Origin of the sequence: Pseudomonas sp. TR47 (assembly GCF_044143025.1) — a bacterium.
GTDB lineage: Bacteria > Pseudomonadota > Gammaproteobacteria > Pseudomonadales > Pseudomonadaceae > Aquipseudomonas > Aquipseudomonas putida_E.
This window is the reverse complement of sequence record NZ_JBHFCS010000003.1, coordinates 57,458-71,750: the sequence shown is the minus strand read 5'-3', so window position 1 is coordinate 71,750 and position 14,293 is coordinate 57,458. Positions and strand designations below refer to the sequence as shown.

At 62.8% G+C, this 14,293-nt stretch carries 14 protein-coding genes; 7 read left to right on the top strand and 7 right to left on the bottom strand.

Going from position 1 to position 14,293, the window contains the following annotated elements:
* Nucleotides 1-26: 26 nt before the first annotated feature.
* The 5 genes from ACEWE8_RS04435 to ACEWE8_RS04415 all read left to right on the top strand — a co-directional run bounded on the left by ACEWE8_RS04435 (nt 27) and on the right by ACEWE8_RS04415 (nt 4,226).
* Complete coding sequence (locus tag ACEWE8_RS04435; RefSeq protein WP_046785132.1) at nt 27-1,187, top strand: D-alanyl-D-alanine carboxypeptidase family protein; 1,161 nt, start codon at nt 27-29, stop codon at nt 1,185-1,187.
* Nucleotides 1,188-1,259: 72 nt separating this feature from the next.
* A complete protein-coding gene (locus ACEWE8_RS04430; protein ID WP_012312556.1) occupies nt 1,260-1,535 on the top strand; it encodes a DUF493 domain-containing protein in 276 nt (91 codons plus the stop codon).
* Complete coding sequence (gene lipB / locus ACEWE8_RS04425; protein WP_012312557.1) at nt 1,535-2,182, top strand: lipoyl(octanoyl) transferase LipB; 648 nt, start codon at nt 1,535-1,537, stop codon at nt 2,180-2,182. Before ACEWE8_RS04430 ends, lipB begins: the two co-directional genes overlap by 1 nt.
* Before the next feature lie 2 nt (nt 2,183-2,184).
* Entirely contained in the window at nt 2,185-3,201 is a 1,017-nt protein-coding gene (gene lipA / locus ACEWE8_RS04420; protein WP_012312558.1) for a lipoyl synthase, read from the top strand.
* A gap of 86 nt (nt 3,202-3,287) precedes the next feature.
* Nucleotides 3,288-4,226: an LD-carboxypeptidase gene (locus ACEWE8_RS04415; protein WP_046785133.1), complete on the top strand. Its 939-nt coding sequence runs from the start codon at nt 3,288-3,290 to the stop codon at nt 4,224-4,226.
* 105 nt (nt 4,227-4,331) lie between these two features.
* Here ACEWE8_RS04415 and ACEWE8_RS04410 read toward each other — a convergent pair whose 3' ends face one another.
* The 5 genes from ACEWE8_RS04410 to leuS all read right to left on the bottom strand — a co-directional run bounded on the left by ACEWE8_RS04410 (nt 4,332) and on the right by leuS (nt 10,344).
* Nucleotides 4,332-5,648: a lytic murein transglycosylase gene (locus tag ACEWE8_RS04410; RefSeq protein WP_046785134.1), complete on the bottom strand. Its 1,317-nt coding sequence runs from the start codon at nt 5,646-5,648 to the stop codon at nt 4,332-4,334.
* Between the two features lie 60 nt (nt 5,649-5,708).
* Nucleotides 5,709-5,873: an alternative ribosome rescue factor ArfA gene (gene arfA, locus ACEWE8_RS04405; protein WP_016489355.1), complete on the bottom strand. Its 165-nt coding sequence runs from the start codon at nt 5,871-5,873 to the stop codon at nt 5,709-5,711.
* 122 nt (nt 5,874-5,995) lie between these two features.
* On the bottom strand, nt 5,996-7,033 hold the full coding sequence (gene holA, locus ACEWE8_RS04400; protein WP_046785179.1) for a DNA polymerase III subunit delta: 1,038 nt from the start codon (nt 7,031-7,033) through the stop codon (nt 5,996-5,998).
* 37 nt (nt 7,034-7,070) lie between these two features.
* Nucleotides 7,071-7,676 carry an LPS assembly lipoprotein LptE gene (gene lptE / locus ACEWE8_RS04395; RefSeq protein WP_012312563.1) on the bottom strand — a complete coding sequence of 202 codons (606 nt, stop codon included), beginning with the start codon at nt 7,674-7,676 and terminating at the stop codon, nt 7,071-7,073.
* 61 nt (nt 7,677-7,737) lie between these two features.
* A complete protein-coding gene (gene leuS, locus ACEWE8_RS04390) occupies nt 7,738-10,344 on the bottom strand; it encodes a leucine--tRNA ligase (RefSeq protein WP_046785135.1) in 2,607 nt (868 codons plus the stop codon).
* A gap of 227 nt (nt 10,345-10,571) precedes the next feature.
* Between leuS and ACEWE8_RS04385 the strand changes: the two genes are divergently transcribed.
* Together ACEWE8_RS04385 and ACEWE8_RS04380 are read left to right on the top strand one after the other, a co-directional pair.
* The gene (locus ACEWE8_RS04385; protein WP_012312565.1) at nt 10,572-10,886 is read left to right on the top strand and encodes a hypothetical protein; all 315 of its coding nucleotides are present in this window, start codon (nt 10,572-10,574) and stop codon (nt 10,884-10,886) included.
* Nucleotides 10,887-11,020: 134 nt separating this feature from the next.
* Nucleotides 11,021-11,782: a YdcF family protein gene (locus ACEWE8_RS04380; protein WP_046785136.1), complete on the top strand. Its 762-nt coding sequence runs from the start codon at nt 11,021-11,023 to the stop codon at nt 11,780-11,782.
* A gap of 143 nt (nt 11,783-11,925) precedes the next feature.
* On the opposite strand, the gene lnt is transcribed toward ACEWE8_RS04380, so the two are convergent.
* Together lnt and ACEWE8_RS04370 are read right to left on the bottom strand one after the other, a co-directional pair.
* Nucleotides 11,926-13,443, bottom strand: coding sequence for an apolipoprotein N-acyltransferase (lnt, locus tag ACEWE8_RS04375; RefSeq protein ID WP_046785137.1), 1,518 nt, complete (start codon nt 13,441-13,443; stop codon nt 11,926-11,928).
* An 8-nt stretch (nt 13,444-13,451) separates the two neighbouring features.
* A complete protein-coding gene (locus tag ACEWE8_RS04370; protein WP_046785138.1) occupies nt 13,452-14,291 on the bottom strand; it encodes an HlyC/CorC family transporter in 840 nt (279 codons plus the stop codon).
* Nucleotides 14,292-14,293: the final 2 nt, after the last annotated feature.

The window sequence follows — 14,293 nt, the reverse complement described above, 5'->3', positions numbered from 1 at the left end:
GACCATTAGCGATTTTCGAGAGACGGATGAACATCACCAACCTTGCCAAACGACTTTGCCTGCCCGTACTGCTGATGATCACGCCTGCTGCCTTTGCGGCAGAGCAGATGATGCCGGCACCACCGCAACTGGCAGCCAAGTCCTACGTACTCATGGACGCGTCCAGCGGCAATGTGCTGGTCGAGAACAACGGTGACGAGCGCCTGCCGCCGGCCAGCCTGACCAAGCTGATGACCGCCTACATCGCCACCCTGGACATCCGCCGTGGCCAGATCGGCGAGAACGATCCGGTCACCGTCAGCGAGAATGCCTGGCGCACCGGTGGTTCGCGCATGTTCATCAAGGTCGGTAGCCAGGTCACCGTCAGTGACCTGCTGCATGGCATCATCATCCAGTCGGGCAACGACGCATCGGTCGCCTTGGCCGAGCACATCGCTGGCAGCGAAGATGCCTTTGCCGACATGATGAACAAGACTGCCGCCGACCTGGGTCTGTCCAACAGCCACTTCATGAACCCGACCGGTCTGCCGCACCCGGACCACTACTCCTCGGCCCATGACATGGCTACCCTGGCACGCGCGATCATCAACGTCGACCCGGCCCACTACGCCATCTACTCGCAGAAAGAGTTCTTCTGGAACAACATCAAGCAGCCAAACCGCAACCTGCTGCTGTGGCGTGACAAGACGGTCGATGGCCTGAAGACCGGCCACACCGAAGAAGCCGGCTACTGCATGGTGGCCTCGGCTGTACGCGACGGCCAGCGCTTGATCGCGGTGGTGTTCGGCACCAACAGCGAGCAGTCCCGTGCTGCCGAAACCCAGAAGCTGCTGACCTATGGCTTCCGCTTCTTCGAAACCCAGACCTTCTATCAAAAGGGCACCGAACTGACCCAGGCCCCGGTCTGGAAAGGCGCCACCAGCATCGTCAAGGCCGGCCTGGCCGACGACCTGACCCTGACCATGCCCAAAGGCCAGATGAAGCGCCTCCAGGCGTCGATGACCATGAACCCGCAGCTCACCGCACCGATCGCCAAAGGTGACGTGATCGGTAAAGTGGAAGTCAAACTGGACGAGAACGTGGTTCACAGCGCCGACCTGATCGCCCTCGATGGCGTAGAGGAAGGTGGTTTCATCCGTCGTATGTGGGATAGCATCCGTCTATTCTTCTACGGGTTGTTCAACTGATACGTGACCTGCACGCCCCCGTAATCCTGCGGGGGCGTTGTTGTTGCCACGGCTTACGAGGCCGTTTCCGCCATGAGCGAACCTGACGTCAAGTCGCACAAGATCGAATTCCCCTGCGCCGATTACCCGATCAAGGTCATCGGCGATACCGTTGTCGGCTTCAAGGACATGGTGATCGAGGTCCTGAGCAAGCATGCCAAGGTCGACCTCGCCACTTTGGCCGAACGCCAGAGCAAGGAAGGCAAGTACACCACGGTGCAGTTGCACATCGTTGCCGAGAGCGAAAATCAGCTGCACGATATAAACAGCGCCCTGCGTGCCACCGGCATCGTGAAAATGGTGCTCTGATGTCCCTTTGTCTCGGTTTTCGCGAGCTTGGCCTGCAGCCCTATGAACCGGTGCTGGAAGCCATGCGTCGCTTCACCGAGCAGCGTAGCCCGGACAGCCAGGATGAAATCTGGCTGGTAGAGCACCCCGCGGTTTTCACCCAGGGCCAGGCCGGCAAGGCCGAGCACCTGCTGGTACCGGGCGATATTCCGGTGGTGCAGACCGATCGGGGTGGCCAGGTGACCTACCACGGCCCCGGGCAACTGGTTGCCTACCTGCTGCTGGACGTGCGCCGCCTTGGCTTTGGTGTGCGCGAACTGGTCAGCCGCATCGAACAGACGCTGATCGAGCTGCTTGCCAGTTACGGTGTCAGCGCTGCGGCCAAGCCCGATGCGCCGGGTGTCTATGTCGATGGAGCGAAAATCGCCTCCCTCGGCCTGCGAATCCGCAATGGCCGTTCTTTTCACGGCCTTGCTCTGAACGTGGACATGGACCTTGCGCCATTCCGCCGAATCAACCCCTGCGGGTATGCGGGGCTGGCCATGACCCAGCTGCGTGACCTGGCAGGCCCGATCGAACTCGACGAGGTCAGGACAAGGCTGCGCGGACAGCTGGTCAAGCACCTCGACTATGCTGAGCAGACGACCCTGACGGGCGGAATCGACTGAATATGACAACTGTGCAAGAAGCCGTGCCGAACCTGATACCTACCCAGGATGCCACCCCGCGCCCAGCGCCGAAGAAGGTGGAAGCTGGGGTCAAGCTGCGTGGTGCCGACAAGGTGGCGCGCATTCCGGTGAAGATCATCCCTACCGATGAGCTGCCCAAGAAACCCGACTGGATCCGCGTGCGCATCCCGGTTTCCCCTGAGGTAGACCGCATCAAGCAACTGCTGCGCAAGCACAAGCTGCACAGCGTGTGCGAAGAAGCTTCCTGCCCGAACCTGGGTGAGTGCTTCTCCGGTGGTACCGCCACCTTCATGATCATGGGCGACATCTGCACCCGTCGCTGCCCGTTCTGCGATGTCGGCCACGGCCGGCCGAAACCGCTGGATGTGGACGAGCCAAAAAACCTGGCTGTTGCCATCGCCGACCTGCGCCTGAAGTACGTAGTGATCACCTCGGTGGACCGCGACGACCTGCGCGACGGTGGTGCCCAGCACTTCGCCGACTGCATCCGCGAGATCCGCGCGCTGTCGCCGGGCGTACAGCTGGAAACCCTGGTGCCGGATTACCGTGGCCGGATGGATGTGGCCCTGGAAATTACCGCGCAAGAGCCGCCGGATGTTTTCAACCACAATCTTGAAACCGTACCGCGCCTGTACAAGGCCGCACGTCCCGGTTCGGACTACGACTGGTCGCTGGACCTGCTGCAGAAGTTCAAGCAGATGGTGCCGCACGTACCGACCAAGTCTGGCCTGATGCTCGGCCTGGGCGAGACGGACGAAGAAGTGATCGAAGTGATGCACCGCATGCGTGAGCATGACATCGACATGCTCACCCTCGGGCAGTACCTGCAGCCTTCGCGCAGCCACCTGCCAGTGCAGCGTTTCGTGCACCCCGACACCTTCGCCTGGTTTGCCGAGGAAGGCTACAAGATGGGCTTCAAGAACGTCGCATCGGGGCCGTTGGTGCGTTCGTCCTACCATGCCGACCAGCAGGCTCACGAAGCCAAGATCAAGCTCTGATCCTGGTTTGAGCTGTACATGCCGATGCACGCCGAAAGGCGGCATCGGCATTTTTGTTTTTGTGCCCAGCGCTGCAAGGAGTTGCGATGAATTGCGCCGAAACGTTTGAACACCGCCTGCCCGCCGCGCTGCCGGACAATGCCTGCTTTGCCATTGTCGCTCCGGCCGGGCCGGCAAGGCTGGATGCGCAAAAGGCTGGCCAGTGGTTTGCCGAGCGCGGTTATCGCTGCCGGATCTACCCTGGAGTGAGCCAGGCCGAAGGCTATCTGGCGGGCTCCGATCAGCAACGGTTACAGGATCTGCACGATGCCTTCGCTGACCCGACCATCGACGCAGTCCTGTGCATGCGCGGTGGCTATGGCAGCATGCGCCTGCTCGATCAGCTCGACTTCGACCTGATCCGGCGCAACCCCAAGCCGCTGATCGGCTACAGCGATATCACTGCGCTGCACACGGCTATCTATCGTCATAGCGGCTTGATCAGCTTTCATGGAGCGATGCTCAACGCTGACCTGCTGGGTGCCAAGCTCGCACCGACCGAGTCGTCGCTGATGGCGCAGTTGAGTGGGGCGTTAGGGGAGGGTGATGCCATCGTGCACCCGGCTGAATTCGTCTTGAATTGCGTGGTGCCTGGTGTTGCCAGGGGGCGTTTGCTGGGCGGCAACCTGTCGATTCTGGGGGCGACCCTGGGAACACTGGCGCAGATCGATACGAAGGGCTGCATCCTGTTCATAGAGGACGTCAACGAGCCGCTTTACCGGGTGGACCGGCTGCTGACCCAGTTGCGTCTGGCAGGCAAGCTGGCGGGCGTGAAGGGGGTGCTGGTGGGGGATTTCGCCGGTATCACCGTGGCGGCGTTGACGCCCCTGTTGCTGGACATCTTCGCGCCGTTGGGTGTGCCAGTGCTGGCCGGGTGGCGCAGCGGGCATTGTGACCCGAACGTGTGTTTGCCGCTGGGGGCAGAGGTGGTGCTGGACAGCGAGGCGCGGAGCCTGGTATTGGCGCAGGATTTGTTCAAGGGGTGAGATTGTCGGGGCCGCTTTGCGGCCCTTTCGCGACGCAAGGCCGCTCCTACAGGGGGATGAGCGATTTCTCGTGTCGCGATGGGGCGCAAGGCGCCCCCGGCATTATCACTGTTGACGCAGGCTATCGAGCAACTTGTGCGTCGGGTACCCATCTGCTGGCCACCCAAAACCCTGCTGCGCATTGCGAATGGCCTTGCGGGTATTGGCACCGATGATGCCATCGGGGTTGCCCGCATCATGCCCGTTGGCGTTGAGCAGGTTCTGCAGCTCCATGCGCTCGCTGCGGCTCAGCGGCAAGTCTTCTTTGGGCCAGCTGCCTGCGATGAAGCCCCAGCCCGAGAAACGATCGCCCAACAAGCTCACGGCCAGTGCATAGGACGATGAGTTGTTGTACTTGAGAATGGCGCGGAAGTTGTCCAGCACCAGGAATGCTGGGCCACGGGCGCCGGCCGGCAGCAGCAGGGCTGCGGAAAGTTCGTTGCTGCCCATCGGCAGTTTGGTGCCCGCCGGCAGTTTCACACCCAATTGCAACCACTCACTGACGGGCTTGCGCAGCGCGCCATCGGCCAGCCAGAAGTCGAAGCCTGCAGGTACCTGAACCTCGAAGCCCCATGGTTGCCCGCGCTTCCAGCCGGAGCTTTGCAGGTAATGCGCAGTCGATGCCAAGGCATCCGGAGTGCTGTTCCAGATATCGCGGCGGCCGTCACCGTCGAAGTCCACTGCATGGGTGTTGTAGGTGGTGGGGATGAACTGGGTCTGGCCCATGGCGCCGGCCCAGGAGCCACGCATGGCCTCTGGCTGAATGTCACCATGCTGGATGATCTGCAGCGCGGCAATCAGCTGATCCTGGGCAAACTGCGGGCGGCGGCCTTCATACGCCAGGGTCGCGAGTGAGCGAATTACCGACTTGCTGCCTTGGAACTGGCCAAAGTTGCTCTCCATGCCCCAGACCGAGACCAGGACCTGACGGTCTACACCATAGCGCTGTTCGAGGCGGGCCAGCAGCTCGGCATTCTGCTCAAGCAGTTTCTTGCCGTTTCGCACTCGCAGTGGCGACAGCGCTCCTTCCAGGTATTCCCACACCGGGCGGGTGAATTCGGGCTGGCTGCGGTCTGCCTTGATCACATCCATGTCCGGCGTCACGCCAATGAACGCGCGGTCGAAAGTGCTTGCCGAGATACCAGCCTGCAGCGCTTGCTGGCGGAAGCCGGCCTGCCATTGGGCAAATGTTTGCAGCGGCTGAATTTCAGTGCTGACGTCGGGCGTGGCGCTGGGCAGAGTCACTACCGGCGCGGGCTGGGCGGGGGCCAGCGGCAGGGCGTCGGCGGCGGTGGGCTTTTCCGCGCAGGCGACGAGCAGGATTAAGCTGGAGGCCGCGAGCAGCTGGCGGGATTTCCAGCGAGGGGTAAGACTGAAGGGCATGCACAGATCCAGAATTTCAGGTCAGGTGCCGACCATATCATGCCTGCGCTTTCGATGCTTTCATGCGGCCAAAAAGTAAGAAGCCTCCCAATCTCTCGATTGGAAGGCTTCGCGGCGGTAGCTGCCTTTGCCCTTGTCCGGTCGCTCCTGGCGGCAGCGGAACAAGGGTTGGGCGACGATGGATTTGGCCTTGTTGGGGCCGTGCTTCTTCGGCTTTTTGCTCATGGCGGGATTCCCGGGTCGGGTGGGTTTCGGGGCGGACTCTAGGCCTGTAGAGAGGCCGGGGCCAATTGATTGTGTCAATGGTTTGAAATACCGGGGCTGCAAACAGGCTCCCAGTATTTGAGTCACTCAGGCGGTAGAGCCAACCGCTGCCCGGCCATGAGCAATGACAAGCGTGACAGCCCGGTCCATGGTAACCCCACGGCTTGCCCCTTGATCTGCGCATCGATGCGCTGGGCATCCTGCAGCAGCTGCGCCCAGCGCTGCGCCGACAGGCGCTGCAGGGCTTTGCTGACCAGCGGCCGGCGCTTGTCCCATACCGGTGGGCGGGCCTGGCTGAAGGCCTTGTCCAAGGGCACACCCTGGCTGAACTGCTGCGAAAGCCCCGCCAGCAGACGCAGTTCGCGCGCCAGGGCCCAGAGAATCACAGGTGGCTCCACGCCTTCACCGCGCAGGCCTTCGAGCATGCGCAGGGCATGCGCAGCTTCGCCATTGAGAATGGCATCGACCAGGCCGAAGACATCGAAGCGCGCGCTGTCGGCAACGGCCGCCTGCACCGTGTCTACGGTGACCTGGCTGCCGTCGGCGAGCAGTTTGAGCTTTTCGATTTCCTGGGCAGCAGCCAGCAGGTTGCCTTCGACACGTGCGGCAATGAGGTCGACCGCATCACGCTGGGCCGAAAGGCCGGCCTGTGCCAAACGCTGGTTGATCCACTGCGGCAACTGCTGGGCATCCACCGGCCAGATCTGGATGAACTGGCAATGGCTGCCCTCGATCAGGGCCTTGCCCCATTTGGTCTTCTGCGCACTGCCATCGAGTTTGGGCAGGCTGACCAGCAGCAGGGTGTCCTCGGCAGGGTTGGCGCAGTATTCCATCAACGCCGCAGCGCCTTTGTCACCAGGCTTGCCCGAGGGCAGGCGCAGTTCCAGCAGCCTGCGTTGGGCGAACAGGGACAGGCTGGCGCCCGCCTGCAGCAGGGTGCCCCAGTCGAAACTGGCGTCGGCGCTGAACACCTGGCGCTCGTCAAAGCCCTGCTGACGCGCAGCATTGCGTATGGCGTCGGCGGCTTCCTGGCACAGCAGCGGATCGTCGCCACTGACCACATAGACAGGGGCCAGAGCGCCTTGCAGGTGCTTGTTGAGTTGGGCGGGGGCGAGCTTCATCGGAAACAGGCGGGGCACCGGAGTGCCCCGCACGGGCTTAATTGCCCGGAATTTCCAGCGGAGATTGCTGCGGCGTTTCCGCCTGCTGGCTGCGCGCGGCCTCCAGTGCGGCGGCTTCGGCCTTGGCGCGTTCGTCAGCTTCGCGCTGCAACTGGTCCAGCTGAGGCGGCGTCAGCATCTGCAGGCGCACGACCATGGCGTTGACCAGGTCGCGGCGCATTTCTTCGCGGGCAACAGTGGCTTCCTGGTCGGAACCGGTGATGTTGCCGCCGTCGCGTACATAGATTTTGCGCACTTCCAGCTTGTCGCTCATCAGCTCCAGGTTGTTCAGGCCAAGGATGCTGTAGCTGAGCACTGTGGTCAGTTCGTACTCGGCAGATTGGTTGCTGCTGGCGTAGGACGCTGCGCGCTGGGTTTGCTGTTCGTTGGTCAGTACCAGGCGATACGGGGCGCCGGTGTGCACATTGACGCCGCTGCGCTCCAGTACTTCGCGCAGTTGAGTCACGGTCGGGCCGTAGGCATCACGTGCACTGACGTCCATTTCCTTGACGCTGAGCTCGGAGGTGCCGGTGCCGCGCAGCTGGAAACCGCAGGCGCTGAGCATGATGGCCAGGCCCAATACCAGCAGATTGCGTTTGATCATGTTGTTGCTCCCTTGTGGGCCGATACCGCCCACCCGCACTGGCTGCAGGTGGGCGTTGCCATCAGTTGGCGACGATGTTGACCAGCTTGCCTGGCACTACGATGACCTTGCGGATGGTCAGGCCATCGATGAAGCGCAGGACATTTTCGTTGTTGCGGGCGGCGGCTTCGATTTCTTCGCGGCTGGCGGCTGCAGGCATTTCTACCTGGCCACGCAGTTTGCCGTTGACCTGGACCACCAGGGTTACGGTGTCCTGCACCAGAGCGCTTTCATCGACAACTGGCCAGCCAGCATCGATAACCGCTTGCTCATGGCCCAGCGCCTTCCACAGTTCGTGGGAAATGTGCGGGGTGATCGGGGCCAGCAACAAGGTGACGGCCTCCAGGCCCTCTTGCAGCAGCGCACGGTCTTGCTCGGTGCCCTGGGGGGCCTTCTCCAGGACGTTCATCACGGTCATCACCTGGGCGATGGCGGTGTTGAACTTGTGGTACTGGCCCACATCGGTGCTGGCCTGCTTGATCGCGGCGTGAATTGCACGGCGGATGACCTTCTGCTCGTCGTTCAGCGTGGCGAGGTCCAGTTTACCCGGCAGGCCCTGGTTGACGTGGCCCTGGGCCAGGCGCCAGACACGACGCAGGAAGCGGCTTGCACCTTCGACGCCAGAGTCCGACCATTCCAGGCTCATGTCGGGCGGCGAGGCGAACATCATGAACAGGCGGCAGGTGTCGGCGCCGTAGGCTTCGATCATCGACTGTGGGTCGACGCCGTTGTTCTTCGACTTCGACATCTTCTCGGTGCCGCCGATTTCCACCGGCAGGCCGTCGGTCTTCAGGCGTGCGCCAATGATCTTGGCCTTGGCATCGCGCTCGATTTCGACGTCGGCCGGGTTGAACCAGTCCTTGCCACCGTTGCTGGCGACGCGGTAGTAGGTATCGGCGACCACCATGCCCTGGGTCAGCAGGTTCTTGAACGGTTCATTGGAGGTGACCAGGCCTTCGTCACGCATCAGCTTGTGGAAGAAGCGCGCGTAAAGCAGGTGCAGGATGGCGTGTTCGATACCGCCGATGTACTGGTCGACCGGCAACCAGTGGTTGGCCGCTTTCGGATCGACCAGGCCTTTGTCGTAGTTCGGTGAGGCGTAGCGGGCGAAGTACCAGGACGACTCGACGAAGGTGTCCATGGTGTCGGTTTCACGCTTTGCCGCGGCGCCGCATTTCGGGCAGCTGCACTCGTAGAACTCAGGCATGCGCGCCAGGGGCGAACCGGCGCCGTCCGGCACCACGTTCTCTGGCAGGGTGACCGGCAGCTGGTCTTCCGGCACCGGCACGTCGCCGCAGGACGGGCAGTGGATGATCGGGATCGGGCAGCCCCAGTAACGCTGGCGGCTGATGCCCCAGTCGCGCAGGCGGAACTGGGTGCGGGATTTGCCCAGCTCCTTGCGGATCAGGGCCGCCTCGATGGCGTCGAAGGCGCCAGCGAAGTCCAGGCCGTCGAACTCGCCGGAGTTGATCAGCTGGCCGTGCTCGCCGTAGGCCGCCTGCCATTCGCTGCCGACTTCGTCGCCGGCGCTGGTGCGCACCACAGCCTTGACCGGCAGGTTGTACTTGTGGGCGAACTCGAAGTCGCGCTCGTCGTGGGCCGGTACGGCCATTACGGCACCGTCGCCGTAGTGCATCAGCACATAGTTGGCGACCCATACCGGCAGCTTTTCACCGCTCAGGGGGTGCTCGACCAGCAGGGAAGTGGGCATGCCCTTCTTCTCCTGGGTGGCCATGTCGGCCTCGGCAACGCTGCCGCTCTTGCACTCGTCGATGAATGCCTGCAGCGCCGGGTTGCCCTGGGCGGCCTGGGTAGCCAATGGGTGCTCGGCGGCAACGGCAACGTAAGTCGCGCCCATCAGGGTGTCCGGACGGGTGGTAAAGACTTTCAGCGTACCTTCGTGGCCGATGCTCGCCTGATCGTACGGGAACTGTACTTCCATGCCGCGCGACTTGCCGATCCAGTTGCGCTGCATGGTCTTGACCTGCTCAGGCCAGCCCGGCAGCTCGTCGAGGCTTTCCAGCAGCTCGTCGGCGTAGTCGGTGATGCGGAAGTAGTACATGGGGATTTCGCGCTTTTCGATCAGCGCGCCCGAACGCCAGCCGCGGCCGTCGATGACCTGCTCGTTGGCGAGCACGGTCTGGTCGGCCGGGTCCCAGTTCACGGTACCGTTCTTGCGGTAGATGATGCCTTTTTCGAACAGGCGGGTGAACAGCCACTGTTCCCAGCGGTAGTAGTCCGGCTTGCAGGTGGTGACTTCACGTGCCCAGTCGATGGCAAGGCCCAGGCTCTTGAGCTGGGTCTTCATGTAGTCGATGTTTTCGTATGTCCACTTGGCCGGGGCGACGTTGTTTTTCATCGCCGCGTTTTCCGCTGGCATGCCGAAAGCGTCCCAGCCCATCGGTTGCAGGACGTTCTTGCCCAGCATGCGCTGGTAGCGGGCAATCACGTCGCCGATGGTGTAGTTGCGCACGTGGCCCATGTGTAGCTTGCCGCTCGGGTACGGGAACATCGATAGGCAATAGTAGGTGTCTTTGCCTGGCTGTTCGGTAACAGCGAACGACTGTTGCTCGTCCCAGAAATGCTGGGCGGCGGCTTCGATATCACGGGGCGTGTATTGTTCGTGCATGGCTACTTTTGGCTGAGAGAGAAGAGACCTTGTTCCAGGCAGCGGAACCTCGCTGCGTCCGGCACTCCGGTGTCGTGAGAGTGAACGCCGTAGCATACAGTAGCGCCGCGCATCGTGGGAAACCCTGATTGCGAATGGCCGCTGGTCGCTGCATCGGGCTGCTTTTCGAAGCGGCGCTAAGCTCAGGTGTGGGGGGAGATATTCTTTATCTTCAATGAGGTGAACGGATGGGAGAGACGCAGCTACCCGCAATCAAACCGGAGCTTTACGAACGCCTGATCGACCGTCTTGGCCTGGCCCTGGAAGTCGCCAGAACGTCGGTACGATTGCGCGACGAGATGCCAGCCGAGCTGGAGTTGCGTGGCCTGAGCCATGCAGAGTTCGAAGTGATCAAGGCTTACCTGGACTCGGTCCCGGAACGCCGTAATGCCTGCGCCGGTAGTTACCCGCATGCGGAACCGACATCGGCGAAGATCATCTGGCTCAAGGACAAGAAACGCCCCGCCACGACGGCGACACCCAGGACGCTGCCACATCGCTAGCCGTTCAGGGCGCCCGGCGCAGGCCATCGCGCCCCGGTAATTCAACAAACACTTCACTCGATCGGCGCCGGCAGCGCACTTGTTGACCGGCGCCGATCCTCATAGGCTGCACGCCTGCCAAGGAGGTGTAGCCGATGCCGATTCGATTTTTCATCAAACAATGGTTGATGCCGCCGGGCATCCTGTTCCTGCTGTTGCTGGCGGCCTGGTGGTTGCGCGCCCGGCGCCCGCGGCTGGCGGCGCTGTGCTTTGTGCTGGGGCTGGGTGGGTTGTGGTTGATGAGCCTGCCGCTGGTGGTGCAGCACGGTGCGCGCCTGCTGGAAACCGAGCCCCCGCTGGCATCCGGCGATTGGGCCAGCCTGGCGCGCAGGGCGGATGCCATCGTCGTGCTCGGCGCAGGGCGTGAGCGCGGTGATCCGGCCTGGGGCGGTGAGGACCAGCCCTCGGCAACGGCGCTTGAGCGTATGCGCTTTGCCGCGCGACTGGCCAAGGCTTCGGGCTTGCCGGTGCTGACCAGTGGCGGTTTGCACTACGATACCCCGCCGAGCGAGGCGCGGCTAATGGCGGATCGGCTGCGTGAAGATTTCGCTGTCGAGGTCAAATGGAAGGAAGAGGCCAGCCGAACCACGTGGGAAAATGCCCAATTCAGCGCGCAATTACTCAAGCCACTGGGTATTGGGCGTGTGGTGCTGGTGACCCAGGCGTGGCACATGCAACGTTCGCGCTGGAGCTTCGAGCAGGCCGGGTTTGAAGTGATACCGGCGCCGATGGGGTTCCTTGGGCGGGACCATGCGCGGCCGTTTGCCGGGTTGCTGCCGGAAAGCCGGGCGATGTGGCAGAGCGGGCAATTGCTGAATGAAGCGGTAGGGTTGGCGGGGTATCGGTTGTTCTATTGATTCAAGAGAGCACTCGAGCCGGTGTAGGAGCGGCCTTGTGTCGCGAAAGGACTGCGCAGCAGTCCCAGGATATCTGTGGCGCCGCTGATATCCTGGGGCCGCTTCGCAGCCCATCGCGACACAAGGCCGCTCCTACGGCCTGATCAGACGGTTTTGGCTATGCGCCCCGCCAGCAATGCCCAACCCAGCAGCAAGGCACAGACAATCGCCAGCGGCCACGAGCGCCATTGCAGGTACGGCGTCAGTTGCTGCATCGGTACCACTTCGCCATACAGCACGGCCCGCTGGAACTGCGGAACCTGGGCCGTAATCCGGCCAAACGGGTCGATCAGGGCGGTGACGCCGTTGTTGGTGGCGCGGATCATCCAGCGGCCGGCTTCCAGCGCGCGCATCTGCGCCATCTGCAGGTGCTGCAGCGGGCCGATCGAGGTGCCGAACCAGGTGTCGTTGCTGATGGTCAGCAACAGGTCGCTGCGCGCCGCCAAGCCCGCAGCGAACTCGGGGTAGACCACCTCGTAGCAGATGTACGGGGCAATCTGGTAACCCTTGGCCTGGAGCAGTGGCTGGTCCTCAGGGCCGCGGGCGAAGTCCGACATCGGCAGGTTGAAGAACTCGATCAGGCCGCGAAGCATGTCCTGCAGTGGCACGTATTCGCCGAAGGGCACCAGCTTCTGCTTGAGGTAGGTGCCATCGCCTTCGCCTGTCACGGTCACGCCGTTGTAGTAGCGGCGTTGCTGATGCACCACTTCGCGCACCGGCACGCCGGTGATAAGTGCCGAATGCCGGTCGGCGGCAAAACGCCCCATCACGTCGATGTAGCCTTGGGCCTGGTCCTTGAGGATCGGCACGGCTGTCTCTGGCCAAACCAGCAGATCCACCGGTTTTGAACTGAAGCTCATGTCGCGGTACAGCGCCAGTTGTGCATCGATGTGCGCCGGGTCCCATTTCAGCTCTTGTTCGACGTTGCCCTGCAGGGCTGCGACCGTCAGTGGGTCGCCAGCAGGCTTGGTCCAGGCGTGGTCTTTGAGGGCCATGCCGACAACCCAGGGAGCCAGCAGCAACAAGGCTCCCACGGCAAGGAACGATGGGCGTGCACGCAGGCGGTGCAGGTTGCACAGCAGCGCCGCGCTCAATGCCAGAGCGAAAGAGATCAGCCACACGCCGCCCAGCGGCGCCAGGCCAGCCAAAGGCCCGTCCAGTTGGCTGTAGCCGGCATAAAGCCAGGGGAAGCCGGTCAGGAACCAGCCACGGAAAGCCTCTTGCAGCAGCCACAGGGCGGCAAAGCACAGCGCATCGGCCAAGGGGGCTTCATTGCGGCGCAGCCAGCGCGCCCACAGCCAGGTGGGCAGGGCAAAGAACCAGGCAAGGGCGGCGAAGAACGCCACCAGCAGCACGATCGCCAGCAGCGGCGAGGCGCCGCCGTAGGTGTTCATGCTGACGTAGATCCACCAGGTGCCGGCCCCGTACAGGCCAAACCCGAACCACCAGCCGCGCCACATGGCCTGGCGCGGGGTGAGCTCGCGCAGGCCGAGGTAGAGCACCGCGATGGACAACAGGGCCAGCGGCCAGATGTCGAATGGCGCCAGGGCCAGAAGGGTAGAGGCGCCGGCCGCCAAGGCCAGCAGGTTACCGGGCCAGCCGGGGCGGGTGATCCAACGCATGTTTGTCCTTAGCGGGTGATCGGGGTCAGGCGCAGCAAGTGTATCCGCCGGCTGTCGGCATTGAGAATACGGAACTTGTAGGGCCCGATCTCAGTGGTCTCGTTGCGCTTGGGCAGGTGGCCGAAAGCGCTCATCACCAGGCCGCCAACCGTGTCGAACTCATCATCGGAAAACTCGCTGTCGAAGAACTCGTTGAAGTTCTCGATCGGCGTGAGCGCCTTGACCAGGAAGTCGCCGCTGGGCAGTGGCTTGATATAGCTGTCTTCCTCGACATCATGCTCGTCTTCGATGTCGCCGACGATCTGTTCGAGCACGTCCTCGATGGTGACCAGGCCCGCCACGCCGCCGTACTCGTCGATGACGATGGCCATGTGGTTGTGGTTGGCGCGGAACTCGCGCAGCAGCACGTTCAGGCGCTTGGACTCGGGCACGAACGTGGCCGGGCGCAGCAGGTCCCTGATGTTGAAGCTGTCGCCGTTCTCTTTGAGGATCAGCGGCAGCAGGTCCTTGGCCAGCAGGATCCCGAGCACATCGTCATGGCTTTCGCCGATCACCGGGTAACGCGAGTGCGCGGCGTCGATGACGGCCGGCAGGAATTCGCGAGGCGACTGGGTAGCCTTGATGCTGATCATCTGCGAACGCGGCACCATGATGTCGCGTACCTGCAGGTCGGCGACCTGGATGGCGCCTTCGACGATGGTCAGCGCTTCGCTGTCGAGCAGCTTGTTCTGATGGGCTTCGCGCAGCAGCTCGAGGAGCTCCTGGCGGTTTTTCGGCTCATGGGCAAAAGCCTGGGTCAGTTTACCCAGCCAGGACTTCTGCCCGTTGCTCGATCGATCTTCGCTCATGG

What these genes read in the sequence shown, in the direction of transcription:
- ACEWE8_RS04435 (WP_046785132.1), top strand. Translation starts at nt 27, where the DNA reads ATGAACATCACCAACCTTGCCAAACGACTTTGCCTGCCCGTACTGCTG.
- ACEWE8_RS04430 (WP_012312556.1), top strand. Translation starts at nt 1,260, where the DNA reads ATGAGCGAACCTGACGTCAAGTCGCACAAGATCGAATTCCCCTGCGCC.
- lipB (WP_012312557.1), top strand. Translation starts at nt 1,535, where the DNA reads ATGTCCCTTTGTCTCGGTTTTCGCGAGCTTGGCCTGCAGCCCTATGAA.
- lipA (WP_012312558.1), top strand. Translation starts at nt 2,185, where the DNA reads ATGACAACTGTGCAAGAAGCCGTGCCGAACCTGATACCTACCCAGGAT.
- ACEWE8_RS04415 (WP_046785133.1), top strand. Translation starts at nt 3,288, where the DNA reads ATGAATTGCGCCGAAACGTTTGAACACCGCCTGCCCGCCGCGCTGCCG.
- ACEWE8_RS04410 (WP_046785134.1), bottom strand. Translation starts at nt 5,648, where the DNA reads ATGCCCTTCAGTCTTACCCCTCGCTGGAAATCCCGCCAGCTGCTCGCG.
- arfA (WP_016489355.1), bottom strand. Translation starts at nt 5,873, where the DNA reads ATGAGCAAAAAGCCGAAGAAGCACGGCCCCAACAAGGCCAAATCCATC.
- holA (WP_046785179.1), bottom strand. Translation starts at nt 7,033, where the DNA reads ATGAAGCTCGCCCCCGCCCAACTCAACAAGCACCTGCAAGGCGCTCTG.
- lptE (WP_012312563.1), bottom strand. Translation starts at nt 7,676, where the DNA reads ATGATCAAACGCAATCTGCTGGTATTGGGCCTGGCCATCATGCTCAGC.
- leuS (WP_046785135.1), bottom strand. Translation starts at nt 10,344, where the DNA reads ATGCACGAACAATACACGCCCCGTGATATCGAAGCCGCCGCCCAGCAT.
- ACEWE8_RS04385 (WP_012312565.1), top strand. Translation starts at nt 10,572, where the DNA reads ATGGGAGAGACGCAGCTACCCGCAATCAAACCGGAGCTTTACGAACGC.
- ACEWE8_RS04380 (WP_046785136.1), top strand. Translation starts at nt 11,021, where the DNA reads ATGCCGATTCGATTTTTCATCAAACAATGGTTGATGCCGCCGGGCATC.
- lnt (WP_046785137.1), bottom strand. Translation starts at nt 13,443, where the DNA reads ATGCGTTGGATCACCCGCCCCGGCTGGCCCGGTAACCTGCTGGCCTTG.
- ACEWE8_RS04370 (WP_046785138.1), bottom strand. Translation starts at nt 14,291, where the DNA reads ATGAGCGAAGATCGATCGAGCAACGGGCAGAAGTCCTGGCTGGGTAAA.